This window comes from Pseudoalteromonas sp. Ld20 (assembly GCF_045064175.1).
Lineage (GTDB): Bacteria > Pseudomonadota > Gammaproteobacteria > Enterobacterales > Alteromonadaceae > Pseudoalteromonas > Pseudoalteromonas neustonica.
In genome coordinates, this window is the sequence record NZ_JBISHB010000044.1 from 79,435 (window position 1) to 103,814 (window position 24,380).

Consider the following 24,380-nt stretch of genomic DNA (forward strand, 5'->3'; position numbering starts at 1 on the left):
AAAAATCAAATACGTAGTTGCTTCAAGCCACCAGTTTATTAATCGTTATGCTTTTTTTGCTTGTCCACTAACCTAGAGGCTAACCGAAAATCAACAACATTTGGTGAATTTTCAATTTGATCTTTTTCAGCATTATTTTCTTTAACTTCTTTTCGTTTCTTTTTGAGTTTTTCTGCTAAAAGCTTAGGTAATGAAATGAAAGCAGCACCAAAAGCCATTTTCCCTACATCATAAATGGCACTTTCAACGTAAGTTCTAAAGCCTTCATCTCCTGCAATTTGAACGGCATAGGCTACAAACTCATCAAGCCGGCTACCTTCGCTAGTCTCTTTTAAAGCCCAAACAATGCCACTTTGGCCATCTTGGTATAAAGGGATGTCTAATTCTTTGGTTATTTGTTCAAGTTCAATTAAAGCAATGATAGTGGTATCTAATACGCTATTTGAAACAATACCTAGTTCTCTTAGTTCGGCATAATAGCCACTGCTCATCAATGAAGCTGGGTTATCTTCATATGGTAAGTCCGTTTTTAAAATAACCGATCCAACTTCTTCAGTATTTTCAAGCTTTGAAATTTGAGATGCCCGATATAACTTCTTATCACCAAGCACCAAAGGAGATGGAAGCGTTGTCTGAGTTTCGTCAATTAACTCAGCTGATACATCACTAAATAATTCTTCAGATTGTTCAAGAATAAATTGCTCTAGAAACTTATCTATACGGATGTTTAGTTTAAATGGAGGAATTGTGCTGCCGTCTTTCTCTTCAAAATAAGCTTTAGCTTTTGCTTTATCTACACTATTTTTAAGCGCATTGAATCGCCCAAAGTCACCGATGTTTTTCTCGTTAATATCGCTTTTAATTAACTCTATAAGCAACTCTTTATCAAGCCCAAGCACTTCCACAACAGCGTTAATTCGAGCATTTTCCGCATTGTCTTGGTAATCATTAATATAGTCTCTAAAGCTTTTTTCTTCAGATAACTGCGCATCACCACGCTGTAAATCATGTAAAAACAATTTAGCGTATTTTTGCTCGCTTTGAGTAAGTGATGAAAATGATTTATGCAACTCGTTAAGTGTAAGTTCAGTAGAGGCTTTATCGTAACCTTGGTCTAATTCTTTTAAATATTTATCAAAGCGACTATTCATGTAGTCGGCATCAATTTTACCGGTATAAAACTCGGTCAAATAGCCACTAATATCAAAGGCAACTTCAGCTCCACCAGTGCTAACATTTTCTGCTTTACTTGCTAACTCTTTGTAACGTTGTACAAGGCTAATGTATGTTTGCTCATTTAGTGCAAGCGTTACCTCGCGTTCATTATTTTCACCACATGGATATGTCAGCTTATCCCAGCGCAAACCTTGCACCTTTGCCGACTCTAAGTGTTGGTTAAATGTTTTGAATAATTTGGCAAATTTAGCACAAGCTGCTGTGTCTTCAGGTAATTGTTCGAAGTTTTCAATACCAGTACTTTCAAACAGCTCAGCAATGTCAGCCGATAAATCATTCATGGCTTCAAGATTGCTTTCTATACGGTCTACAAATAAACCAATAGGTCGGTCACCAGAATAGAGTTTTACAGCATCATTTATGTGCTGTTCCATAGTGTGTGGGTAGCGGTAATAACGAATAATGCCATGTGGCTTATCGGGGCCAAATAAGCGGTTGGTACGTGAAAATGCTTGAATAATATTTTGGTATTCCATTACCTTGTCCAAATACAAGGTATTGAGCCACTTGGAGTCAAAACCGGTTAGCATTTGGTTGACTACTATCAGCAAATCCAATTGCTGTTCAGGCTCAGTATGAATACGTTCGTAAGGCTTTTTATGAGCAAGGCGTGCGGCTAAATCCTTTTTAAAGGCTGCATGGCGAGCAAAGTCAAACTTCTTCCCGTAACGTTCATTATAGTCGGCCATTATTTCGTCTAGGCCATCACCTTTAAACGTTGGGCTGCGATCGTTTCCACCATCATTATCAATATTAGGGTCAAATAAAGCTGATACTTTCAGTTCGGGCTTCGCTACCTTCAGCCTACGGTAGTAATCAATCGCCTCACTAATACTGTTAGTGGCTAAAATCGCGTGAAATTTATTACCTTGGCTGAGTACACCCCATTGTTCTAAAATATCACTCACCACTTTTTCTTGGTGGGCATCAGTTAAATATTGGCTTTTAGGAATATAGTCTTCAATGCCTTTATGATATTTACCCATGGCGTCTTTGAAGCCAGCCATAGGCACGTCATTGATAAATTCGTTAAACTTTTTTGTTTTTGCAGGAACAGCCCAAACCTCATCTTCCGAGGCAGCTTTAGCTTGTGCTAAAGCAACCGCTTTTCTTAAGTCACTATCTTTAAAGGTTGGCACTTTATAAGGGTCAAAACCTAATACGTTGCCATCGCGAATTCCATCAGCAATGCTATAACGATGTAGCTCGTCACCAAAAACATCTGCGGTAGTGTTTTTATTGACTTGGTTTTCATCATGAATTGGTGTGCCAGTAAAGCCAAAAAATAAAGCGTTAGGAAATGTCTTTTTAATCCTAATTAACATACCTTCGTTATCTTCTTTACCCGCACTCATGGTAGAGCGATGCGCTTCATCAATAATGAATACAATGCGTTTTGCACGCATTATTTCAAGATCTGCTGAGTTAGTAACTGTGCCCTCATCATCAACGGCGTCAGAAATGTTACTTACTTTTTGAATCGAGCTAACAATTAAGGTATCAGATGGTTTAGAGCTTTTTAGTTTAGTCACTAATACATCTGTATTTTCAGTAGCTTGCACCTCTTCACCATCACCAGCAAAGTTGCGATACTCTTCTAGCGACTGGGTACCTAGCTCAATCCTGTCCATTAAAAACAGAACTTTATCAGCGTCTTTAGACTGTGCAATGAGTTGGGCTGATTTAAAGCTGGTCATGGTTTTACCTGAACCCGTGGTATGCCATACAAAACCGCCTAATCGGTCACTATTAGAGCCTATTTGCTTCCATTTTGTTTTAGCCACTTTATCGGAGATAGCTTTGGCGGCTGCTATTTGGTAACTGCGCATTACCTTTAGCACGCCATCAGTATCATCGGCCACGGTATAAAAGCCTATTAATTCATGTGCCATAGGAATCGACAACAGATCAGATGTAACATCTTTCCAGTTGTTTTTGGGCTCGTTCATAAAATCAGCCCAGTTAAATTGATAATCAGGGTTAAACTTACCGTCTAGTCCCGGGTTAGCAAAGTATTTGGCTTCGTTTGGTTCCATCGCCACAAACACTTGAATAAGTGAAAACAGACCGCTAAAAATGCCTTCTTTGCTGTATTTTTCAATTTGATTTACCGCTTGGCTTACCGGCACACCGCTACGCTTAAGCTCAACATGAATCACCGGCATACCGTTAATCAATAACAATACATCGCCACGCCTGTCGTTACGAAGTGGACTACCACGTTCAAACTTAGGTTGCTGCACTATTTGATAGCGGCTTTGGCCTGCTGCTATTTCTTGGCGGTCATATATTTTTAAGCTGACTTCTTTACCTAAGTGGTCAGGATCGGCAGGGTTATCACGTTTAATAGCGACCGTTTTACCATTAATTAAACCATTGAGCTTGAGCGGCGTTTTCAGCTCTTTTATTTGCTCAATAATTTTCTGCATTTCGCTCATCGTAAGCGGTACATCATTTAAACGGTCACGTTGGCGATTATTTTCAAATAAAATGGTCGCCCAGTTTTGAAGTAAATCAGCCTCAGTTTTGTTTTTTAGAACAGGATACTCACCCCAGCCCTTTTGCCTAAGAATTTCAATAAAAGCCTGTTCAAATTGTGCTTCGGTTTTAAACGTGATCATGTTTTTTTACTGCTCCCTGCTAAACAAACATTTTTTTCAAGCAGGCCTGCTTGACGTTATTCAGTTTGGTAATTTGTTGTTTCTGTTGATTGATAAGGGTATCTAGTTGTTTGAGATAGCTACCAATTTTAGCTTGCTCATCTATATCTTTTGGAACCTGCAAGATATAGCTACCGATTTCTGATAGAGAGATATGTTTGATTGTTCCACCGTGTGAGATGGTGGTCATAGTTTCTAAGAAATCGCCTGTATTTAATGACTGATAGAGAAATTCGGTATTCTTTTTAGCAACTAAACGCCCAACCCGTTGAGCAAGTATTTGGTTTCGTTCTATAACTTTAGCTGTTCGCCCAACAGAACCATCCATGGTGACTAAAATGTCTCCAAGATTGAGCTTGTATTGGATTAAGGATGGAACTTTATCGCTCGATATTCTGTTACCCACTTTTCCGGCAACAGCCGAGGAATTGTTTTGAATATTACCGTTTGTAATAACTAATAAGTCACCATCTTCAGAAAAATCAGCACTATCGAAGGGGTAACCTGTATTTACAACGGCCTCTTCCGCTAATGAGCTTTCCACCCACTCTCCACTAAAGCCTTTAAAACGAATTTCCGGAATCGTTTCGCCTTGTTTAGGGAACATTTTTTCCAGCATCGCTTTTTTAATGTTGCTGAGCTTGTCATGCTTTTGTTGATGTTGGTTAATTAGGCTGTCGAGCTTTTGGAAGGTGTTGCCTATTTGGGTTTGTTCTTCTTTGGAAGGCTTCTGAATTTTTGTCCCTAGGATAGTTCGGTTATATAGGTGCTTAATTGTGCTTCCTTCTATCCCTTCCCATTCCACGATAGAATAAAATTGTTTTAAAAATGAATTTACAATAGCGCCATCATGCTTAAGCCATACAACATTTGAATCTTGAAAATATTCGTCTTCACCCGTATATTCGACAACTCTACCTATGCTACCTATCACTGAAAATAATAGGTCTCCTTTTTCAGGAAACGGATATCGCTTTTTATAATTATCAAAAAGTTCTTGAGAGATAAACAGTTTTGGCTCCCTGCCAAAAGTACCAATCTTATAAAAAGGTACATCGCCGATTAACGAAGTTTCATGAATAAAAATACGCTTATTTGTTGCAACTGAACCAAGTTCTCCTAATGTGAAACGCTTCCATTCGTCATCGAAACCTTTAAATCGTATTTCAGGAATTTTCTTTTCTACATTCATATTATTCGCCCTTCAACAAGTTGGTCAGTTCTACCAAGCCTTGCTGATCAAACTCATTACCCGTCAGTTCGTCCATCATTTCGGCTAACTCTTGTTCGGTGCTTTTAATTTCACTCGCTACTTGTGAATAAGTTGTCGCATACTTATCGGCAAGGGCTTGCACTTGAAGGGTAAGTTGGCGAATAAGATTGCTTGGTATAGCGTCTAGTTCTCGACTAAGTGGCTCTATCCACTTTAGGTGTAGCAGCTCATTCACTTGTTCATCGGTTAAACTTTCGATGGTGTTTTTTGTTTTAAGGTGCAAGGCCATTGCTGCTTCTTTAACTGCTTTTTTAACTGCTTTTTCTTCGTTAATTAGTTTATTAGCTGAAATTATCTTTGCTTCGTAGCTTTCCTGTTCAAACTTAACTTTGCTGTCTTTTTGCTCTTTTAAGAATGCTTTAGCTGCTTTACCAACTTCAGCATTCACAAAACCGTCCTTGCTTTCTTTGACAGTATCTTGCCCTTTATCTTCTTCGCTTAGAGACTCTAAAGTTTCTTCCAATGCACTGGCTATTTCGCTTAAACGAGTTTCTTGTCTTGCCAAGGCTTGTAATTCTTCGCTTAGGTGGGTCTGTTGTACTAAGTCAAAAGGTAGTATGTGGCCTTTCCAAGGAGTGTTAGGCTCTTGCACCTCGGTATCTTTACCTGCCTTCTTCTTTATCACCATGTTGGCATCCACTTGTTTAGTGGCGGCAAAGCTTTCGGTTTGCATCATTTCTAAGTCAGCGCTAATGATTTGCCATTGGTTATTTTGATATTGGTAAGCTTGGTATTTATCAACAAGGGCAATAGGTGCCAGGCGGCTGAACAACTCTTCACTAAGGTCTGCTTCGATTTGGTTACGGTTAACTGTTTGCCACCCTTGAATAAGGGTAGTATTTAAATAGTCATCATAGCCGCCCTTTTCATTAATCGTAGAAAACGCTTGATTATAAGTGGTAATAAACTCCAGCACCTGCGGGTGTTGGCTAATAGTAGTGTTTACCGATTCTTTGGTAACACTAAGCTCACTGTAAGCGGCAGACTTAGGCTTAAATAAAGCAGCGTGTAGTTGGGGTAATGCTTGCCAATAGTTTTGTAGACTATCGATTTCACTGTTAGGGATACCGCCCAACATGGTGGCGTGTAAATCCCAACTTTCTGCTTCAGCAGAAGAATCAACATAACGCGGTATATTTAAGTTATATCCGTTGTCACAAATGGTTTTCTTGCTTACTACTTTTGAGAATTTGTCATTACTTTCACGATTAATTACAACATCGGTAATGCGCTTGATATCAGACGCTTGTAACTTGTTATTTTTACCTTCTTTAACAAAGTGTTTAGAGGCATCAACAATCAGTACATCGGTGTTTTGTCGCTCCTGTTTAAGCACAATAATAACGGTTGGAATACCCGTGCCAAAAAAGATGTTAGCTGGTAAACCGATAATCGTATCAATGTGGTTTTGCTCAATTAACTGTTCTCGAATTTTGCCTTCTTCACCGCCACGGAATAATACGCCGTGTGGTAATACAATAGTCATAATACCATCAGGTTTAAGGTGGTATAGGTCGTGTAATAAAAAGGCAAAATCAGCTTTGGTTTTAGGCGCTAAACCAAAACGTGAGTAACGAGGATCACTGTCTTTAAAGCTTGGATCCCAGCTTTGTGAATAAGGCGGGTTTGAAACTACCGCGTCTACATACAAAGGTTCGTAAGTTGCTAGTGGGTCGCTTTCATCAAAATATGGCCAATCATCTTCTAAGGTGTCACCATTTCGGGTGGTGATGTTGTTTGGTTTAATACCACGCATGATTAGGTTCATACGGGTTAAGTTGTAGGTAGGTTCTTTTAGTTCTTGCGCGAAATATTGAATATCGTCTTTACTTTTTGCGTATTTAGCTACAGAGCTACCTATATTTATCAGTAATGAACCTGAGCCAGAAGTTGGATCGTAAATTTTAATTTTGTCTTTATGTTTTAACTCATGAGCGGTGATTTCGGACATAAGTAGTGACACTTCGTGTGGCGTGTAAAATTCGCCTGCTTTTTTACCTGCATTTGAGGCAAACTTTTCAATTAAGTATTCGTAGATATAACCCAACACATCGTAGCCAAGCTTACTATCCATAGGAATGCTTTTAATTAGGTGTAATAGGTCACTTATGGCTTTAGTACGTTTACCTGCACTTTCACCTAACTTACTCAGGCCTGTTTCAAGAGTGGTGAAAATTCCTTCAAACAATTTTTTGTGATTAGGGTGGATAAGCCTAGCAAAAGCAGATAGAGCATCGCGCACGTTTGATTCATCAAAATCTGCTTTTGGGTCAACCCAAGTAGAAAATAAATTATCGTAAGAGATAAAATAACCTAGCTCTTTTTTCACGTATTCTAGGGTTTCTGGATCGTCTTCACTTAAGGCCTTAATATCATCTTCAGTCATACCTTGTTCTTTTACAAAGCTGACTAACTGATCACTTACATACTTATAAAAAATAAAACCTAAAATAAAATCTTTGTAGTCGTTCGCTTCAATTTTCGAACGCATCTGGTTGGCTGATTCCCAGATTTTGGCTGCTAGTTGTTGCTTATTCATATATAAAACTGTTCCTAATTCTTAAGTAGAGCGTAAACACATTTAGTTGTTTGTTTACGCTTCAAAATTTTTCGTTGCTTTTACTCAGACGTAACCCGGCGCTATTGCGAGATTTTCTGCGCCGTAAAGTGTTTGATTGTTTTTCAAATAGAGCTGATATTCTGCCCCTTTAAGACTTGCACTTTCAGAACAATCCACGTTCCAACGTCTTAATAAATATCCTGCCATTGCTGCACGCACGTTAACTTCTAACATGCCTTTTTCCATACCAAAGTCGAGTTTTATGGCAGTTGGGTGCTTAACGTTATTTGGATGTGGAATAATTTGTAATGGCACCATACGCATCCACTGATGATCTTCTAACTTATCTTCTTCAGGGGATGGTTTCTGTGCTTGAATGGTAACTTTAGTGATTCGAGTTAATACAAAGTCTCTAAATGACTTTGATTTACGATCATACGCTCTTAAATGCCATCGTAAGCCGTTATCTACAATTGAGTGAGGCACGAGTTCTCTTGCACCCGAACCACTGCTTAAAGACGTGTATATAACGCTAATAGGCTTATGGTTGATAATTGCTTGAGATAACTTAGCGATAATATCAATGTCAGGCACGTTTAAAGGGCTTGGTGATTCAATAGGGAATGATGTATCACCAATAGAATCAAAACCATCGCTAATGTTATTCGCTAACTTAATAAGCGTGCGGCGTGCATCATGTTTAAATATGGGCTTGAATTGCGTTGTGATGAAATATTTTTTTTCTACGTTGTCATACGCCATATTCTCAGGCGCATTGTCTTTGTAGAATTTTAAATCTCTGGTTGCTGCGGCAAGGCCTAATTCGAAATGGCTGACTATTTCACTGCGAGTTACCATCCCAGTAAAATAGAGCTTAAAGTCGATATAAGCTAAGCGCTGCTTCTGTGCAAAACTAAATTCGTCCATTCGATAAATCTGATTCTATTGACATTTTCTATTCGAGTTGAAATAGTATGTCTCATTATGAGTTAGACAGCAAATAGATTTTATGCTTAAGTGTTGATATAGAACATCACTATTTAAAAGCTCAAATTTATGCCTAATCAAAACACCAAAACCTCGATAGAAAAACTTATCAATTCACCTGAGCTAGAGTTTTTAAAATCTGAGTATTTGGGTATTTATCAAGAGCTGATGAAGCAGTTTAAATTTGATGATCGGGCGTGCGTTGAATGGCTGACTAAACCCAAGCGTCCTTTGCAAGGTAAGTCACCGTTTGAGCAATTATCCATAGATGCTGATGAAGTGATGGATATGCTAGTTCGCATGAGAACGGGTGACTTTTCGTAAAGATGAAAACTAAAACAATCAATCGCATACGATATAGAGAGTTCTAATTTCTTGTTTTATCAGGCAACGGTTGATTTAGCTGTCCCATTTTCATGCCATGAATATGTGCATTGTATTGCCAAACTACAAACTGCTCTAACAAGCTTGAATTTTCTCTTTTAAGTCGTTCATTCTCTCTTTCCAGCTTCTCAAGTTTACCAGCAGCCACTTTTAATGAGCTTGGTAATATTTTCTTATTTCTCGGCTTTGTACCTGAAGCGTGTTCTTTAACGCTTTTATAAGTATCCTTGATACGTACATATTTTTGTAACGTCTGCCTAGTATAATTTAAAGATAATTCTTCATTAATTGCATTACATAACTTATCCCACGTTAAACTAACAGTGAGATCCCACTCATCTAAAAATTCAACGATGTTATTTATATCTTTATCCGTAATGTGCTTTGCCATTATTCATCATCCTCTAAGTACACATTGTTAAAAACTACTTCGTCATCGTTAGCTTTATTTATGGGAATTTCTGAAGTAGGTGGAACTAATTCATCAAATGTAAGTATTTCTACTGTTGTAACCTTTTTATTCTTGGAAAGCATACGTTGATAGTTTTCGATTTTTGGAAGTGCCTTTTTACCGTTAGCAATTAACGCTCTATCTAGGTGTGTAACGTCTACAATATCTGCTAGTTTAATACGATCACCAACCTTTACATCTGGATTATTAAGCCACTCTAGAATTGTTTTTAGCCTTTGAACGGTAATACTTCTTCTTTCATACCACTGCAATGCACCGTTAACTCCCTCGTCTAGGGCTTTTTTATCCCCTTTAAGGAGTAGCTTTTCACGTTTGAATTTACCTTCTAAGTTTTGGAGGTGCTCTTTATTGCCTTTTATACAAATATGCTCATTACAATTGACACAATCTCTATGCTTTAGGCATGGGTGTTCATAGTATGAACTTTTGCACTCTCCCATATCTGTGAGCAGCATGGCTAGGCTAGTACGAGTATTAAACTGTTGTAAAGATCTTGCACTGCCACTTGCTATTTGTACTTTAAAAGCAGACTTCATATTTTCGGAATCTGTAATCTCTTGCGAGCTTTGCTCTTCTAGCCAATCATGGTTATATTCTTCTTCGGTCGTATGGTTATATGCCCGGTTATGCTTAGGGTCTGCTCTACCAGCCCACTTTGAACGTAAGGTGTCACTCATACCATTTACTGACGCTATGGTATCGAGTAAATGACGAGGTTGATGAGTTCTTAACTGGATATCTTGATAACCATGCCTTTTAAAAATCGACAATGTTCCTTTAGATATCTCACCTGTAGATCTATTTTTTTTCTTGGTTGGTTTTAAATCTTCATTAATAGTCGTAATATTTGGCATCCAAAGCTCTGTTTTTACTGTGGCTTTACCTAAATCAAATTGATTAGCAAAGGATGCGTATAGAGCTTCAGACCATTTGAGTTTAACTTTACCTTTTTTAAAAGGTATATAAGGCCAACCAGGCGGCAAGCGACTCCTTACTAGTTTATTTAACTCTCCGAGCGTTACCACATAGTCCTTTCTTTCAATTCCCCTATTTTTTAAAAATGGATTAATATAATTTCTGATATTTTTTGAATTTAAATTCGAAGTATCAAAACCAAGAGCGTTACATACTTGAATTTTAGTTAATAACTCATCTTCATCGACATCTGGGCATAATGGATGCCTTGGAAAATCATCTGTGTCTTCTAATAATTTTGCAAAGTTTCGAGCTTCTCTAGATGATTCTTCTAATCTGCGAATAGCTTCCTTAACAACCGGGTTCATGACTTTAGGAACGCTTTTATTTTCAAAACCATAACCTTTGCCTGAATACCACTTAATACCTACCTGCTCTTCATTAACGACATCATCTTTTTCATCTGTTTTTTTATGCAGTAAAACTTCAACACCATCTACTTGCTTCACTGTTCCAGGAGGCTTATCTTTAGATAAAGCTTGAGGTTTAACACTCCTGATATCCAAACAATCATATCTCAAAAATAACGGTTCAGAACCTCTTTCTGGCGCTGACATAAATAAGCTAAAAGTAGATGAAGTAAAGATATCTCTATCTGACAATGAACAGGTTGGCTTTGAAAATATCTCAGCTATTGCCATTATTGCATTTTCATCAGGCATTTTATCTTCGCGGTACTTTTGTCCTTCTTCACCTGTCAGATCTTTTTTATCTTTTGGCTTACTGAATGGGTTTTTCCAATCGAATGGTTTTATAAGTTTATTTTCAACCAAAAATTTCCGTAAGGTATTTAACTTTGATCCTGCTTGATACGTTGCACCTTCACCTAAACTGTTTTTGGCATCTTGCGCAGCACTATCAAAGTCACATGGAAGTAAAGATACAATATTAACCTCTCCATAAGCTTTCATACATGCACTCTCTAATGCTCGAATAGCATAAAAATGAGCGTACATAGAAGAACCACTTTTTATTGCCTGATATTTAATGTAAGCCTTAGCGAATGGAAGAATAGATTTATCTAGTTGGTTTTTAACATCTCTATTTTTGGAACTAATACCCATTTTTGTAAAGTTGCCAACTTCAGGCCAATATTGGGTGTCATAATCCATTTTATCGTTCGGATTTTCAGCCAGTTTTACAGTGTGAACAAAGTCTTCAATATTGACTGAATAGTTTTGTTGGTGCTTAGGTATAAATAGTAAAATATTATCTTCAGACATTTTGTTTCTCTTCTTCACATTGTTTTATAACCTGAGTAGCAGCCAATATTGCACTATCATTAATCGATACAACTTTAAAATCACAATGTATATTTGAGAGTCTTTCTCGCTCCTCAAGTAGCCATTCTAAAACTAGATGATGAGGTGCGTCTCGCCACGGTCTAAACTTAGTACACAGGTAGCAAGCGACAGGCGCATAATCGGTGCAAAATGCGCTACTACCACAACTGCCTACATCACACCCCTTTTCTCTGCACGGTATTCTAGTAGCACCTGGGTTTTCTTCGTTTGCTTCATTTTCATTTAAAACAATTTTCCCTTGAAATGCATTTGCATAACGTGCCATCGGGTTATTCATTATCTCCGATATTTTCAGTCCTATCTCTGGTGAATTAGCAATATAAATTCCTGCATTTTGTGTATCTAAATGATCTAACAATTCGGAGATAGTTACTAGACCAGCACCTGACTCGGCAGCTCTAGTTCCACCGGTATATCTAAATCTATAGCCATCAACATAAAGTAATTCACCTGTTCGCTCGGATATAATATGAAGCTTGCTAACAGCTTGAACCAACTCTTTAGTCAAATTACCACCAGACATATGTGGAATTTCAGATTTCAAAAAATCTAAAGCTTCGTTCGGCGCTAATAATTTTAAGTTTTCAGCTACGTTACCATCAAAAAAAATAGGGAGCTCTTTAGATTCATCTAGCGTCAACTTTCGACCAATGTCTATCGATAATTGTTTTATTGATTTTGCAATATGTTGAGTTAACACTAAGCCAATACTTTCAATTACAGCGTAAGGTTTAAATTGGCTGCGAAACCTACGGCCAGTTCCTTTAGCCCTAGGTATGTTCAGTAGATAAATGGGTTGCTTAGTAATTAGTGCTTTTGAAGAGGCTGCAAAATCTTTCACTTTAAGCTGCTTTAAATTGGTTGGTCTTCTCATTGTTGCAGCAAAAATCTGCACAATTGAATATTCACGGTCTGAGAGAACACCTTCTGCATATTTATAATCTAAACCTGATTTTATAGCTCTAAATTCAAGTGTACTAAACGGGCCTGAAACTGGATCTTGCGTCAATACAGGGATACCTTTATCGTTCCCTTTAATCACCCATGAGTTTATTTCTTTAATAAACTTTTCAGGTAATTTAAAACCCAAGTATTCCATTTTTTTGAAAAAGACTCTGAATCTAGCACAATACTCATTAACGCTTCTTTCAGGGCAATTAGCTTTAAAATTGAGTAACCCTTGTAAACATAATTCAGAATGACCTTCTAAATATCTTTTTAAAACAAAAGCTATTGCATTTGTATGTTTTGCAGACCTATGTTCAGCAAAGTGAACAAGTGTTTTTCTGATATTACTTTGATGCTTTATAGGGAAATCATGAATGAATAAAGTGTAAACATTAGTTTCGGAATCCAATCCCCATATTGAAAATTCTGCATCAAATTCAAATTTAGCAAACGACTCACGAATATCATGCCTAACCTCTTCATTGCTTGAGGAAGCTTGCTCGGTGATGTTCTCATTATTTAAAAGGCTGTCAGGTGTATTTTCTTTTATCATTAAAACATTACCTTAGTTATAGAAGCACATCATCGTCATAAATTAAGCTTTCTTTAAGATCAAAGTCTTCATCTTGTAGCTTTAAAGAGTACTCCATCGCTCTTTGGGTATTATGTCTAGAAGAGTAAACCTTAGACATTGTTGAGCCTTCAGCCCATCCCATAAGAAGACAACGATCCATTTCAGACTTTTCTTCAGTTGTCTCTCCTTTAGCAATACGCTTATCAGCAGATTCACTATAGCGATCATTCCATGTGTGTCTTAAGCAATGCGGATGAAGATGAAACGCCATAATTGAACTGAATTCCCGAAATATTTTTTCAACAGCGCTGATAGAAAGCGGATTAATTTTATTATTTCTTTTTCTATGTGAAACAAACAAATATGGGCAATGAGCGACCCCATCTAATAGTGCTCTATGTTCATATATATATTCTTGGATAATTTTATACAATTTAGGGGTTAGTGCTAAAGCTCTGCTATTAGTCTTAACACTAGGCTGTTTAGCTCTTGTTTCATCAATATCACTGGGGTTTCGTTTAATAAGCACATAAGGGGTTCCGTCTTTAGATATTAAGTCTTCCAATTTAACATTCAATAATTCCCCAAGCCTTAATCCGCAAGAATATAAAAGCATTGCTATAGCATAGTTTCTGCATTTAACACCTTCATCATTCCAAGGGTTTTCTGGGTATTCAGGTCTAATCCGGTCAAGGTAAATATTTCTATGTAATTTATTGAGGGATTTAAAAGTAAGTAGTTCATGCAATTCTGAGAAGGTTAACCCTTCATTTTTTGCAGGCCTTTCATCAAAGAAGTATTGTTTAGCTTTATTATCGGAATAGGGAAAATGGTATCGCTGTAGCCAATCTAAATAACGACCAAAGACAGTAAGCCTATTATATTTGGTTTGCCAAACAACTTTATTTGCCTCATTTTCAATGCGAATTGTATGACGAGCAGTTTCTAATCGTTTCGAATTTACGCTTTTAATCGAACTAACATTGTTTTCTTTATTGTTGATGATTAACTTTTGAAGTGCTGACTTTTGAGTAAGTCCTGTATATCCAGATATATTCTGTATTTCTTCTTGAGATAAAAACGTTTCTGTTTCACATCGTCTTTCTATATCAATGCTTAGCCCTTCACATACAGTGTAAAAATATACAAGATGTTCTGCTGCTTTTTTACATGAAGTAGCTGCTTGGTCATCATTTCTATACATTGATGTAATAAACAAGTTTGGATAAAGCAAAGGAAATCCTTTTGTATCTACTAATATAGATAACCTCTCTCCACTATTTGAAATAAATGATTTCGACCTCATAAACTTTACAAAACTCTAAGTAAGGATAAACCTAAAAATAAACTATAAAAAAAGTTTACAATTAAATCAAATTAATTTGTAAACTTTTATTTTAGGTTCTTATTTTTATTAAGCTACAGAAAGAAACTTAACAAAAGCTACTCTTTAGTAAGGGCTAGAACGGGATATCGTCGTCAAAATCAATTGGTGGTTCCATCGGATTTGACGCGCCGCCTTGTGGGGCACTTTGTGGTTTAGGTGCAAACCCACCTTGTGGCTGTCCGCCGCCTTGTGGAGCATATCCGCCACCTTGGCCACCTTGATATTGATTACTTTGCTGTGGTGCTGCTGCAGGCGCTGACTGTGGACGAGCCGCAGGTGCTTGCTGTGGAGCAGGTGAGTAGCTTTGTTGTGGTTGTGCTGCTGGTGCATTTGCTTGTTGGTTATAACCACCTTGTTGTGGTGCATTTTGCTGCTGATAACCACCTTGAGATTGACCACCGCCTTGCTGACCACCTTGATAGCCACCACTTTGTTGGTCGCCGCCACGTGCGCCCAGCATTTGCATTTGGCCAGTGAAACCATCAACAACGATTTCTGTCGTGTATTTTTCCTGGCCTTGTTGATCAGTCCACTTACGTGTTTGAAGTTTACCTTCAACGTAAATTTGCGAACCTTTACGACAGTATTCACCTACAATTTCAGCTAGCTTGCCAAAAAACACTACGCGGTGCCATTCTGTTTTATCAACCATTTGACCGGTATTTTTATCTTTATAGCTATCTGAAGTAGCTAAAGTAATGTTCGCTACACCGTTGCCATTAGGCATATAACGTACTTCTGGATCTTGACCTAAATTACCAACCAAGATTACTTTATTTACACCGCGTGCCATGGACTACTCTCCTATAAACGTTAGATTAAACCAGCCATTTTTCGGGCTTGGTCTAGGTCAAATTTTTTGTCATCAATCTTTAAATAACTGCGATTTTCATCACAAACTACTGTTGCTTCAATTACGCCCGGCAAAGCAACTAAACGAGAAGCGAGGGATTGCGCTTGCTCCTCGTTACTTAATTCTGTCATTAAGCTTATCATTTTACTTTTTGGCGGGACTTGCATATTCCACGCAAGGATAAGCCATATTACCCCAACAACTGCGGCTGCGGCAAACACTGCTTGCGGGGTTGTTGATTGCGCAACGTAACCCCCTAAAATACCACCTAAAAATGCACCAAAAAACTGCCCCGATGAAAATACCCCCATCGCAGATCCTTTTTGATTAGCTGGCGCTAACCGCGAAACCAAGGCGGGCATGGTGGCTTCTAAAAAATTAAACGCAATAAAGTATGCCAACATACATAACGCCATGCCTATTACTGAGTTTACGCCAAACGCCATTGCCAACATGCTCAGTGCCAGTAAAGCGATAGAGCCAATAAACGCTTGTTTTTCTTTTTCTTTACGAATGGCAATAATCATCACTGGCGCCATTAATAAAAATGCTAATATGAGTACGGGAATATACACTTGCCAATGTGATTGTGCAGCTAACCCCTTGGCAATTAGTTGTCCTGGTAATGCAACAAAAATAGTCGTAAGCGTTAAATGTAACAACATAACCCCTAAATCTAAACGAGCTAATTGGGGGTGTTTAATCAATTTTTTAATATCAGTGAAGCTTGCCAATGTATCGCCCTTTGGGGCTTTATTTACGGCTTTTGGGACTAAAAACAGCACGATAAAAATACCCGCAACAGCCAAAATAGCGGTAAGCCAAAATACACCTGCAATTCCCCAAGAAGCAGCAACCATCGGCCCAAGTAACATGGCTACAGCAAAGCTCATACCAATACTCATACCAATCACAGCCATCACCTTAGGACGTTGTTCATCACGGCTTAAATCGGAGGCAAAGGCAAGTAAAGAACTGGCAATAGCTCCCATACCTTGTAATGCACGACCTACGGTAACCATTTGAATAGAATCAGCCATGGCTGCGATAACAGAGCCCAAAGCAAATACACATAAGCCACCAACAATAACTTTTTTGCGGCCGATTTTATCGGAAAGCCAACCCATGGGAATTTGTAATACAGCCTGCGTTAATCCATACGCGCCAATTGCAAAACCAATCCAAAGCGGTGAAAAACCAGATAAATCTTGCCCATAAATAGCCAGTACTGGCATTAACATAAATAGGCCAAGCATACGAAATGCAAACACGCTCGCTAGGGAAACTGCGGCGCGTTTTTCTCGTGAATTGAGTGAAGATGCTGTCATGATTCGCGTGTTCTTGCTGTCTATTAAAATTCGAGCAGGGATTCTACCACAAGCTCGCTAATAAATAATCGCCTCTAAGCGATGATTTTTCATTGATCAAGGATTAATCTTCTGTCGTATTATGAGATACTCAGTAAATCAATTTGGTAATGAAACGAGATAGCATGGAAAACATTGAAGTCCGAGGCGCCCGAACGCACAATTTAAAAGACATCAGCCTAACCATCCCCCGTGATAAATTAATTGTTATCACTGGCCTATCTGGTTCAGGTAAATCGTCTTTAGCATTTGATACGTTATATGCAGAAGGGCAACGTCGGTATGTTGAATCTTTATCGGCCTACGCCAGACAATTTTTATCTTTAATGGAAAAACCCGATGTTGATCATATTGAAGGCTTATCACCCGCCATTTCAATTGAGCAAAAATCAACGTCGCATAACCCACGCTCAACCGTTGGTACCATTACCGAAATATATGATTACTTACGTTTAATGTTTGCCCGTGTTGGTGAGCCGCGTTGCCCTACACATGATTTACCCCTTGCTGCGCAAACAGTGAGCCAAATGGTCGACACTGTTTTAGCGTTTCCTGAAGGCAGTAAATTAATGTTGCTTGCTCCCGTAGTAAAAGAGCGTAAAGGCGAACACGTAAAATTACTTGAACAGCTTTCGAGCCAAGGTTACATTCGTGCCCGTATTGACGGTGAAGTATGTGACCTATCAGATCCCCCAACTTTAGAATTACATAAAAAGCACACGATAGAAGTTGTGGTTGATCGCTTTAAAGTAAAAGATGGCCTACAACAACGTTTAGCTGAGTCATTTGAAACAGCCTTGGAACTTTCATCAGGCGTTGCAACTATTGCCTCAATGGATGACCCTGATAGCGAAGAGCTGCTTTTATCTGCTAATTTTGCTTGCCCAACGTGTGGCTATGCAATGAGTGAACTTGAACCGCGCCTGTTCTCATTTAACAATCCCGCAGGAGCATGTCAAAGCTGTGATGGTTTAGGCGTTCGTCAGTACTTTGATCCTAATCGCGTTATACAAAACCCGGAACTTAGTTTGTCAGGTGGCGCTATAAAGGGCTGGGATAAACGCAGCTTTTATTATTTCCAAATGCTGCAAGCCGTTGCCGATCACTATAAATTTGATTTAGAAGTCCCTTTTCAAGAACTCACTAAAGATGCTAAAAAAATAATTCTTGAAGGCTCTGGCGATACCAAAATCGCTTTTAACTACCGTAATGACCGTGGTGATTTAATTACCCGTAACCATGAGTTTGAAGGCGTGCTCAATAATATGAACCGCCGCTACCGCGAGACAGAATCAAACTCTGTACGCGAAGAACTAGCAAAATACCAAACAAGCCAAGCATGTCCAAGCTGTAAGGGATCACGCTTGCGCCAAGAAGCGCGTAGCGTATTTATAGGTCAAACTAATTTACCAACCATTACTTCAATGAGTATTGGTGAAGCCATGGCCTTTTTTGAAGGGCTAAGCTTAACGGGTCAAAAAGGCCAGATCGCAGAAAAGATCTTAAAAGAAATTCGCGATCGTTTGTCATTTTTAATCAATGTTGGTTTAAATTACCTCTCACTTGAGCGCAGCGCCGATACCTTATCAGGTGGTGAAGCACAGCGTATTCGCCTAGCGAGCCAAATTGGTGCAGGTCTTGTCGGTGTTATGTACGTACTTGATGAACCTTCAATTGGTTTACATCAACGCGACAACGACCGCCTATTACAAACCCTTATTCACTTACGTGATTTAGGCAATACAGTTATTGTCGTAGAACACGATGAAGATGCTATTCGTGCGGCTGATCATATTATTGATATTGGTCCAGGTGCTGGTGTGCATGGAGGTTATGTTATAGCTGAAGGTACTCGTGATGATATTTTAGCAAGCGAAGAATCTGTCACTGGCCAGTTTTTATCTGGTAAACGTAAAATTGAAGTACCCGCACAACGCCACCTTATTAATGATAAGTGGTTAGAGTTATTCGGCGCTACAGGCAACAATCTTAAAAATGTAGATTTAAAAATTCCATTTGGGTTAATGACCTGTATTACGGGTGTGTCTGGCTCAGGTAAATCAACGCTAATAAACGACACTTTATTTAAGCTTGCACATACTGAGCTCAATGGTGCCACAACCGCAGAAGCCGCTGCATATAAATCAATTAGCGGCCTTGAACACTTTGATAAAGTCATTGATATCGACCAGAGCCCAATTGGCCGTACTCCGCGCTCAAATCCTGCAACTTATACCGGTATATTTACAGGTATTCGTGAGTTGTTTGCCGGCACACAAGAGTCACGTTCTCGTGGTTATAAAGTAGGTCGTTTTAGCTTTAACGTTAAAGGCGGACGCTGTGAAGCTTGCCAAGGTGACGGCGTAATCAAAGTCGAAATGCACTTTTTACCGGATGTTTATGTCCCTTGTGATGTATGTAAAGGGCAGCGTTACAACCGCGAAACTTTAGAAGTACAATACAAAGGCAAAAATATTCATCAAGTACTTGAAATGACTGTTGAAGATGCGCATGACTACTTTGATAAAATACCAGCAATTGCACGCAAACTAAAAACATTGATGGATGTTGGTTTATCGTATATTCGTTTAGGTCAAGCTGCTACCACACTCTCTGGCGGTGAAGCACAGCGAGTTAAACTCGCTCGAGAGTTATCAAAGCGTGATACCGGCAAAACCTTGTATATTCTTGATGAGCCAACCACAGGGCTACACTTTGCCGATATTGAACAACTGCTTGTCGTTTTGCATCGTTTACGTGACCATGGCAATACGATTGTTGTCATTGAGCACAACTTAGATGTGATCAAAACAGCAGATTGGATTGTTGATTTAGGTCCTGAAGGTGGCGCCGGTGGTGGTGAAATTCTCATTGCTGGTACGCCAGAAGAAGTCGCTGAATGTGAGCGCTCACATACGGGCCATTACTTAAAGCCCTTATTATTAAAATAAGGGTTTTAAAAATTGTGGCAGTCTTATTTTGACAGCCCATAAAGCAGGCCACAATAAGAAAACATCACTCTATGTTTGTAGTAAACTACTTTCTTAAGGTTGGCCAAGTAACCAAATTTGCTTATTTATTTAGAATTGGCGATTGAGAGTTGACCGTCACAGCAAGGCGGTCAAAAAGAACACAACTGTCTATTGTCAAAGTTAAGGCCTATTTGTTTTAGCTTTAATTTCTGTAGCATGTCTTTTTGCTTTGAAAGGCAATGCAGCGACATACATTGATACTTGCAATAAAAGCATAGCAAAAAACACTATTACAAAATTTATTGCCATTTCGATTGGAAACGGCGTTACTTCAAAACCAAACCGCATAAATTTAGCAATTGAATGTGCATTATTGTGTATCAACACATCAAAGTAACTACCAAGTAAAAGCAGGAACAGGCTGATACTTAATGAAAAAAAGATAAGAAAAATAGCTTTATCGTTGACACTTTACTTTTAAGGTGTCGAACAATCAGATGTATCCATAGCAGCAAAACACGTAAAAACTGGCTGCAGGCGACGAGCTACCAACTCACTAACTTTATCTGTGTGTCTTTAACATCACGGCGGTTAAATAACAGCTCGTTATTGTCGTTTACGTTAAAAGAAAATGATTTAAAATTAACGTGCACTTCTTCCGTTTCACTATTCGCCAAATTAAATCGAGCCACGCGCGAGATGCCATCGCTTATATATAAATACTCTGTATTAATTGCGTGAAACGAAGTCGCTTGCTGTGCTTTGGGGATCTGCCAACGTTTATTATCTGCTAATCTTACTAATTCTTCATTTGTCACAGCAAAGCTTTTTCCCTGGTTATTATTGATCAAAGTGTAAGGGGCTATATCATTACGTTTATTTAGCTCACGCGTTAGCAGGTTAAACTGCCATAATTGATAGCTTGTAGCCTGCTGCTCAATAAACCATATTTTCTCGCTATTATCTGACCAAGCATAGCTAACAATTTTTAATCCTTTTAACTCCTCTACTGCATGTAGCTTATTAGTCTGAAGGTCGAAAAATGTTAACTCTTTATTGATCTTTAATAGTAAAAACTTGTCGTTCCCTGACATTCGCACAAAGCCAAAGCTAGGCGTGCCATGCTCAACAGTAAAATCACTTAGTTGGGTTTGTTGCCCTTGTGTATCTGACCATAACTGGGCGCTTCCTGAACGACTAGAGACGAATAATGTACTTGCATACCCATCCTTATTAAAGGGAGCCGCATTATAATTATTACCTTGTGATTCATATAACCGCTGTCCTTGCATCTTTTGCGAAAATAAATCGGTTACCTTGAAAATCGAAAATTGCTGTGTTTGTGATGGAGAAAAATAAAAGCTATTTAAAGATTGAGCTGCAATATAATAAGGTGAAATATAAGGTGATATCTTACGAACAGTTGTTTTATTGTCAGCTATATTGACAGTGGTTAATCTGTCATTTTCAGAGATATGTACACTTTCTTCATCAGGTATCCAATCAAATGCGAAGCTAATACTTTTCGCCTCTGCTTGGAACAAGCGTTTAGTCTCTGTTGTCTGCAAATTGTAGGCAAAAAGTGAAAAAGGTTGTCCTTGCGTAGCTTGAATATAGCCTACATATTTACCTGAAGGAGAAATGCGTGGAATCAGCACACCAAACATCACTTCAGAACTTGGCACTAACGTTGTTTCTTGTTTTGAAAAGGTGTTATATCTGTAAAGCCCCGCTCCGCCTTGCTTGTTTTTATATTCAGAATAATATAAAAACTTACCGCTTTCATCAAGCTGTGCATAACCTGTATAGCGTAAATCGCAGTCACGTATAACTTGTTTACTACCTACATTAGGAAACTCATGTAAATCGATTAACACCATTAAACATTGTTGTTCTGCTAATTTAGTCGCTTGTAGCAATACACTGTGCTGCTTATGCTGCCAGGATAATATAGACACATCGTAATCTTTGTAATCAAGTTGGATTTCTCGTTGATCCGTTATCCGCTTCACATATGCGCGAGATTGCTGAGTCATCATATCACTATTGCTGTAACCTAAAAACTGCTTATCAAAGGACAGTAAAGGCACTGATTCCGCCCCTATATTCCAAGTACTTGGGGTGATTTTTGTGCTGGTGTTAATCACACTAAATTGCGCTATATCCTCTGATTTAACTGGCTTTTGTATTACAAACCAGCCTATAACGGTAAGAGTAAAGAAGATAATTGACACCAAGCCATACAGGCCGTATTGCTTACTTTTATTCGACTTCACAACATCAAGTGATTCTAGATTATTGTGCTCAGTAAGCGTTTCTATAACCGTGGATCCTACGTTTTTGCTATCTAAGGACTCCTTTATAGCTGTTTTTGAGGGCAGCCCTATTTTCGCTTGCTCAGTTGTCGTTAATTCCGTTGCCGTTAACAATGTCACCGCAACGCTCAAGCTATAGCCTTTACGATAGTGAGTTTTTAATAAAGGTGCTTTTTCTACAGGGTGAGATAGTTGCTTACGAAGCTCTGAAATAGCGCGGTTGATGGCATTATCATCAACAAAACTTTGCCGCCATACCTGCTCAACCAGCTCTTGGCGAGCAATAATTTGTTGTGGCTTACTAATAAAGTGCATGAGTAATTTAACCAGTAACGGATCTAATTCTCGTTCTATATTTTCTGCAACGACAACACAGCGACTTTCAATAAATTGCCAAGGTCCGATTTGATAATTCATAATCATTATTTCTTTTTTTGTATGCTGCAACCCTAGCACAGGGACGAGTAATTATGTAGTGAAACCTTATCTATAAATATAACATTTAAAAGTAACACCATGATTTTAAATGATAATAAAACAAAGAACCTTATCAATTAATTGCTTATATCTAGATAAGCGACTTTAGTAAATCCTAGCGCTATTCTTATCACCGTCAACAGCAAACCTAACCGCTAAACTATTCGCAGTTAACTTTTGCTCTTATATATTAAATAAACAATAGGATTCTATTATGAAAAATTTAATCAAAAAAACACTATCAGCATTAATTATCACGGCGGCATTTACTTCATCTGCGACAATGGCGGCGGGTAAGCCTGAGTTAGTAATGCAACAACTTAGCAGTGCTCACCTCCCTAAATCGATAACACAATACTCACATACAAAAGAACAAGCATTTCAAAGCAGCTTAAGTACAAAACTAGATATGAGCTTAGAAAAATCAATGAGCGACATACACAAAAAAATAAACAAAGAATTATCAGATAAGCTCGATAACCTATAACGCTGTTTAATAAAAGCTACACAGCCAATATGTTAGTGTAGATAGAATACGATTTGCTTAAAAATAAAAAACCGCTTTCGAAATAGTATTCGAAAGCGGTTTTTTATCGACTAAAGCGAGATTACGGGCGTGGTATAAATCCTAGTGCATTGTAAACTGCCTTTAACGTTACCTCTGCACGTGCGCTGGCTTTTTCGGCTCCTGTCCTCATGATGTTATCAAGCAATGTTTGATCTTCACGAATTTCTTTAAAGCGCGCTTGAATTGGCTCAATCATGCTAACAACAGCATCAGCGGTGTCTTTTTTCAGATGACCATACATTTTATCTTCGTACTCTGGCACTAACTCTTCAATTGAACGTTTAGTTGCTACTGACATAAGAGTAAGTAAATTAGATACACCTGGTTTTTCAGTACGATCAAAATAAATACGCGCTTGCTCGTCTGAGTCGGTAACGGCTTTTTTAAGCTTTTTCTCAATCTTTTTTGGTTCATCTAACATCATGATAAACCCATTTGGGTTGTCATCTGATTTTGACATTTTTTTCAGCGGATCTTGCAAGCTCATTACGCGTGCACCAAACTCAGGAATGTAAGGTTCTGGAATAGTAAAAACCTCACCATAGACGTTATTAAAGCGTGTTGCAATATCACGAGTCAGCTCTAAATGTTGTTTTTGATCATCGCCAACAGGTACTTGTGCCGCTTGATACAATAAAATATCTGCTGCTTGTAATACTGGGTATGCATATAAACCAACATTCACATTATTGGTGTTTTTTGCTGATTTATCTTTAAACTGAGTCATACGATTCAACTCGCCCATTTGCGCATAACAGTTTAATACCCAACCTAGCTGTGCATGTTCAGGCACTTGTGATTGTACAAATAACGCGGCTTTTTCAGGGTTAATACCACAGGCAACATATAAAGCGATGCCATCGAGCACTCGCGAGCGTAACAATTCAGGGTCTTGTCGTACAGTGATAGCGTGTAAATTAGCTAACATAAAGTGGCTATCATAGTCTTCCTGTAGCTTTACCCACTGGTTAATAGCGCCAACATAGTTGCCTATCGTCATTCCACCGGTTGGCTGCATGCCACTTAACACTACTGGTTTACTCATGATGTTCCTTTATATTACTAAAA

General features: G+C 38.4%; 15 protein-coding genes. 3 read left to right on the forward strand and 12 right to left on the reverse strand.

The features are described 5' to 3' along the window. Positions 1-38: 38 nt before the first annotated feature. The 4 genes from ACJJVX_RS19465 to ACJJVX_RS19480 form a co-directional block, all read right to left on the reverse strand. Positions 39-3,857, reverse strand: coding sequence for a type I restriction endonuclease subunit R, EcoR124 family (locus tag ACJJVX_RS19465; protein ID WP_405633091.1), 3,819 nt, complete (start codon positions 3,855-3,857; stop codon positions 39-41). A gap of 19 nt (positions 3,858-3,876) precedes the next feature. Next, complete coding sequence (locus ACJJVX_RS19470) at positions 3,877-5,088, reverse strand: restriction endonuclease subunit S (RefSeq protein ID WP_405633092.1); 1,212 nt, start codon at positions 5,086-5,088, stop codon at positions 3,877-3,879. Position 5,089: 1 nt separating this feature from the next. Beyond that, the gene (locus ACJJVX_RS19475) at positions 5,090-7,708 is read right to left on the reverse strand and encodes a type I restriction-modification system subunit M (RefSeq protein WP_405633095.1); all 2,619 of its coding nucleotides are present in this window, start codon (positions 7,706-7,708) and stop codon (positions 5,090-5,092) included. An 84-nt stretch (positions 7,709-7,792) separates the two neighbouring features. Then, a complete protein-coding gene (locus tag ACJJVX_RS19480; RefSeq protein WP_405633097.1) occupies positions 7,793-8,656 on the reverse strand; it encodes a WYL domain-containing protein in 864 nt (287 codons plus the stop codon). A gap of 129 nt (positions 8,657-8,785) precedes the next feature. Between ACJJVX_RS19480 and ACJJVX_RS19485 the strand changes: the two genes are divergently transcribed. After that, positions 8,786-9,040 carry an MbcA/ParS/Xre antitoxin family protein gene (locus ACJJVX_RS19485; RefSeq protein ID WP_405633100.1) on the forward strand — a complete coding sequence of 85 codons (255 nt, stop codon included), beginning with the start codon at positions 8,786-8,788 and terminating at the stop codon, positions 9,038-9,040. A gap of 43 nt (positions 9,041-9,083) precedes the next feature. Here ACJJVX_RS19485 and ACJJVX_RS19490 read toward each other — a convergent pair whose 3' ends face one another. From ACJJVX_RS19490 to ACJJVX_RS19515, 6 genes are all read right to left on the reverse strand, one after another. Next, positions 9,084-9,491 (reverse strand): hypothetical protein, encoded by a 408-nt coding sequence (locus ACJJVX_RS19490; RefSeq protein ID WP_405633102.1) that lies wholly within the window; start codon positions 9,489-9,491, stop codon positions 9,084-9,086. Continuing rightward, positions 9,491-11,770, reverse strand: coding sequence for an integrase (locus tag ACJJVX_RS19495; RefSeq protein ID WP_405633105.1), 2,280 nt, complete (start codon positions 11,768-11,770; stop codon positions 9,491-9,493). Before ACJJVX_RS19495 ends, ACJJVX_RS19490 begins: the two co-directional genes overlap by 1 nt. Next, positions 11,763-13,352 (reverse strand): site-specific integrase, encoded by a 1,590-nt coding sequence (locus ACJJVX_RS19500; protein WP_405633107.1) that lies wholly within the window; start codon positions 13,350-13,352, stop codon positions 11,763-11,765. Before ACJJVX_RS19500 ends, ACJJVX_RS19495 begins: the two co-directional genes overlap by 8 nt. Before the next feature lie 16 nt (positions 13,353-13,368). Next, positions 13,369-14,679, reverse strand: coding sequence for a tyrosine-type recombinase/integrase (locus ACJJVX_RS19505; protein WP_405633109.1), 1,311 nt, complete (start codon positions 14,677-14,679; stop codon positions 13,369-13,371). A gap of 154 nt (positions 14,680-14,833) precedes the next feature. Next, positions 14,834-15,553: a single-stranded DNA-binding protein gene (ssb, locus tag ACJJVX_RS19510; RefSeq protein WP_064435813.1), complete on the reverse strand. Its 720-nt coding sequence runs from the start codon at positions 15,551-15,553 to the stop codon at positions 14,834-14,836. Positions 15,554-15,573: 20 nt separating this feature from the next. After that, entirely contained in the window at positions 15,574-16,941 is a 1,368-nt protein-coding gene (locus tag ACJJVX_RS19515) for an MFS transporter (protein ID WP_405633112.1), read from the reverse strand. A 164-nt stretch (positions 16,942-17,105) separates the two neighbouring features. Between ACJJVX_RS19515 and uvrA the strand changes: the two genes are divergently transcribed. Next, positions 17,106-19,931 (forward strand): excinuclease ABC subunit UvrA, encoded by a 2,826-nt coding sequence (gene uvrA, locus ACJJVX_RS19520; protein ID WP_054204865.1) that lies wholly within the window; start codon positions 17,106-17,108, stop codon positions 19,929-19,931. 566 nt (positions 19,932-20,497) lie between these two features. Here uvrA and ACJJVX_RS19525 read toward each other — a convergent pair. Beyond that, positions 20,498-22,684, reverse strand: coding sequence for a winged helix-turn-helix domain-containing protein (locus ACJJVX_RS19525; RefSeq protein ID WP_405633115.1), 2,187 nt, complete (start codon positions 22,682-22,684; stop codon positions 20,498-20,500). 274 nt (positions 22,685-22,958) lie between these two features. Here ACJJVX_RS19525 and ACJJVX_RS19530 point away from each other — a divergent pair, with 274 nt between their 5' ends. Next, positions 22,959-23,231: a hypothetical protein gene (locus tag ACJJVX_RS19530; RefSeq protein ID WP_054204868.1), complete on the forward strand. Its 273-nt coding sequence runs from the start codon at positions 22,959-22,961 to the stop codon at positions 23,229-23,231. 121 nt (positions 23,232-23,352) lie between these two features. On the opposite strand, the gene trpS is transcribed toward ACJJVX_RS19530, so the two are convergent. After that, complete coding sequence (trpS, locus tag ACJJVX_RS19535) at positions 23,353-24,357, reverse strand: tryptophan--tRNA ligase (RefSeq protein WP_405633117.1); 1,005 nt, start codon at positions 24,355-24,357, stop codon at positions 23,353-23,355. Positions 24,358-24,380 lie beyond the last annotated feature (23 nt).

Coding starts and splice junctions, on each gene's coding strand:
- ACJJVX_RS19525 (WP_405633115.1), bottom strand. CDS start 22,684: ATGAATTATCAAATCGGACCTTGGCAATTTATTGAAAGTCGCTGTGTT.
- trpS (WP_405633117.1), bottom strand. CDS start 24,357: ATGAGTAAACCAGTAGTGTTAAGTGGCATGCAGCCAACCGGTGGAATG.
- ACJJVX_RS19500 (WP_405633107.1), bottom strand. CDS start 13,352: ATGATAAAAGAAAATACACCTGACAGCCTTTTAAATAATGAGAACATC.
- ACJJVX_RS19530 (WP_054204868.1), top strand. CDS start 22,959: ATGAAAAATTTAATCAAAAAAACACTATCAGCATTAATTATCACGGCG.
- ACJJVX_RS19480 (WP_405633097.1), bottom strand. CDS start 8,656: ATGGACGAATTTAGTTTTGCACAGAAGCAGCGCTTAGCTTATATCGAC.
- ACJJVX_RS19465 (WP_405633091.1), bottom strand. CDS start 3,857: ATGATCACGTTTAAAACCGAAGCACAATTTGAACAGGCTTTTATTGAA.
- ACJJVX_RS19505 (WP_405633109.1), bottom strand. CDS start 14,679: ATGAGGTCGAAATCATTTATTTCAAATAGTGGAGAGAGGTTATCTATA.
- uvrA (WP_054204865.1), top strand. CDS start 17,106: ATGGAAAACATTGAAGTCCGAGGCGCCCGAACGCACAATTTAAAAGAC.
- ACJJVX_RS19470 (WP_405633092.1), bottom strand. CDS start 5,088: ATGAATGTAGAAAAGAAAATTCCTGAAATACGATTTAAAGGTTTCGAT.
- ACJJVX_RS19485 (WP_405633100.1), top strand. CDS start 8,786: ATGCCTAATCAAAACACCAAAACCTCGATAGAAAAACTTATCAATTCA.
- ACJJVX_RS19495 (WP_405633105.1), bottom strand. CDS start 11,770: ATGTCTGAAGATAATATTTTACTATTTATACCTAAGCACCAACAAAAC.
- ssb (WP_064435813.1), bottom strand. CDS start 15,553: ATGGCACGCGGTGTAAATAAAGTAATCTTGGTTGGTAATTTAGGTCAA.
- ACJJVX_RS19475 (WP_405633095.1), bottom strand. CDS start 7,708: ATGAATAAGCAACAACTAGCAGCCAAAATCTGGGAATCAGCCAACCAG.
- ACJJVX_RS19490 (WP_405633102.1), bottom strand. CDS start 9,491: ATGGCAAAGCACATTACGGATAAAGATATAAATAACATCGTTGAATTT.
- ACJJVX_RS19515 (WP_405633112.1), bottom strand. CDS start 16,941: ATGACAGCATCTTCACTCAATTCACGAGAAAAACGCGCCGCAGTTTCC.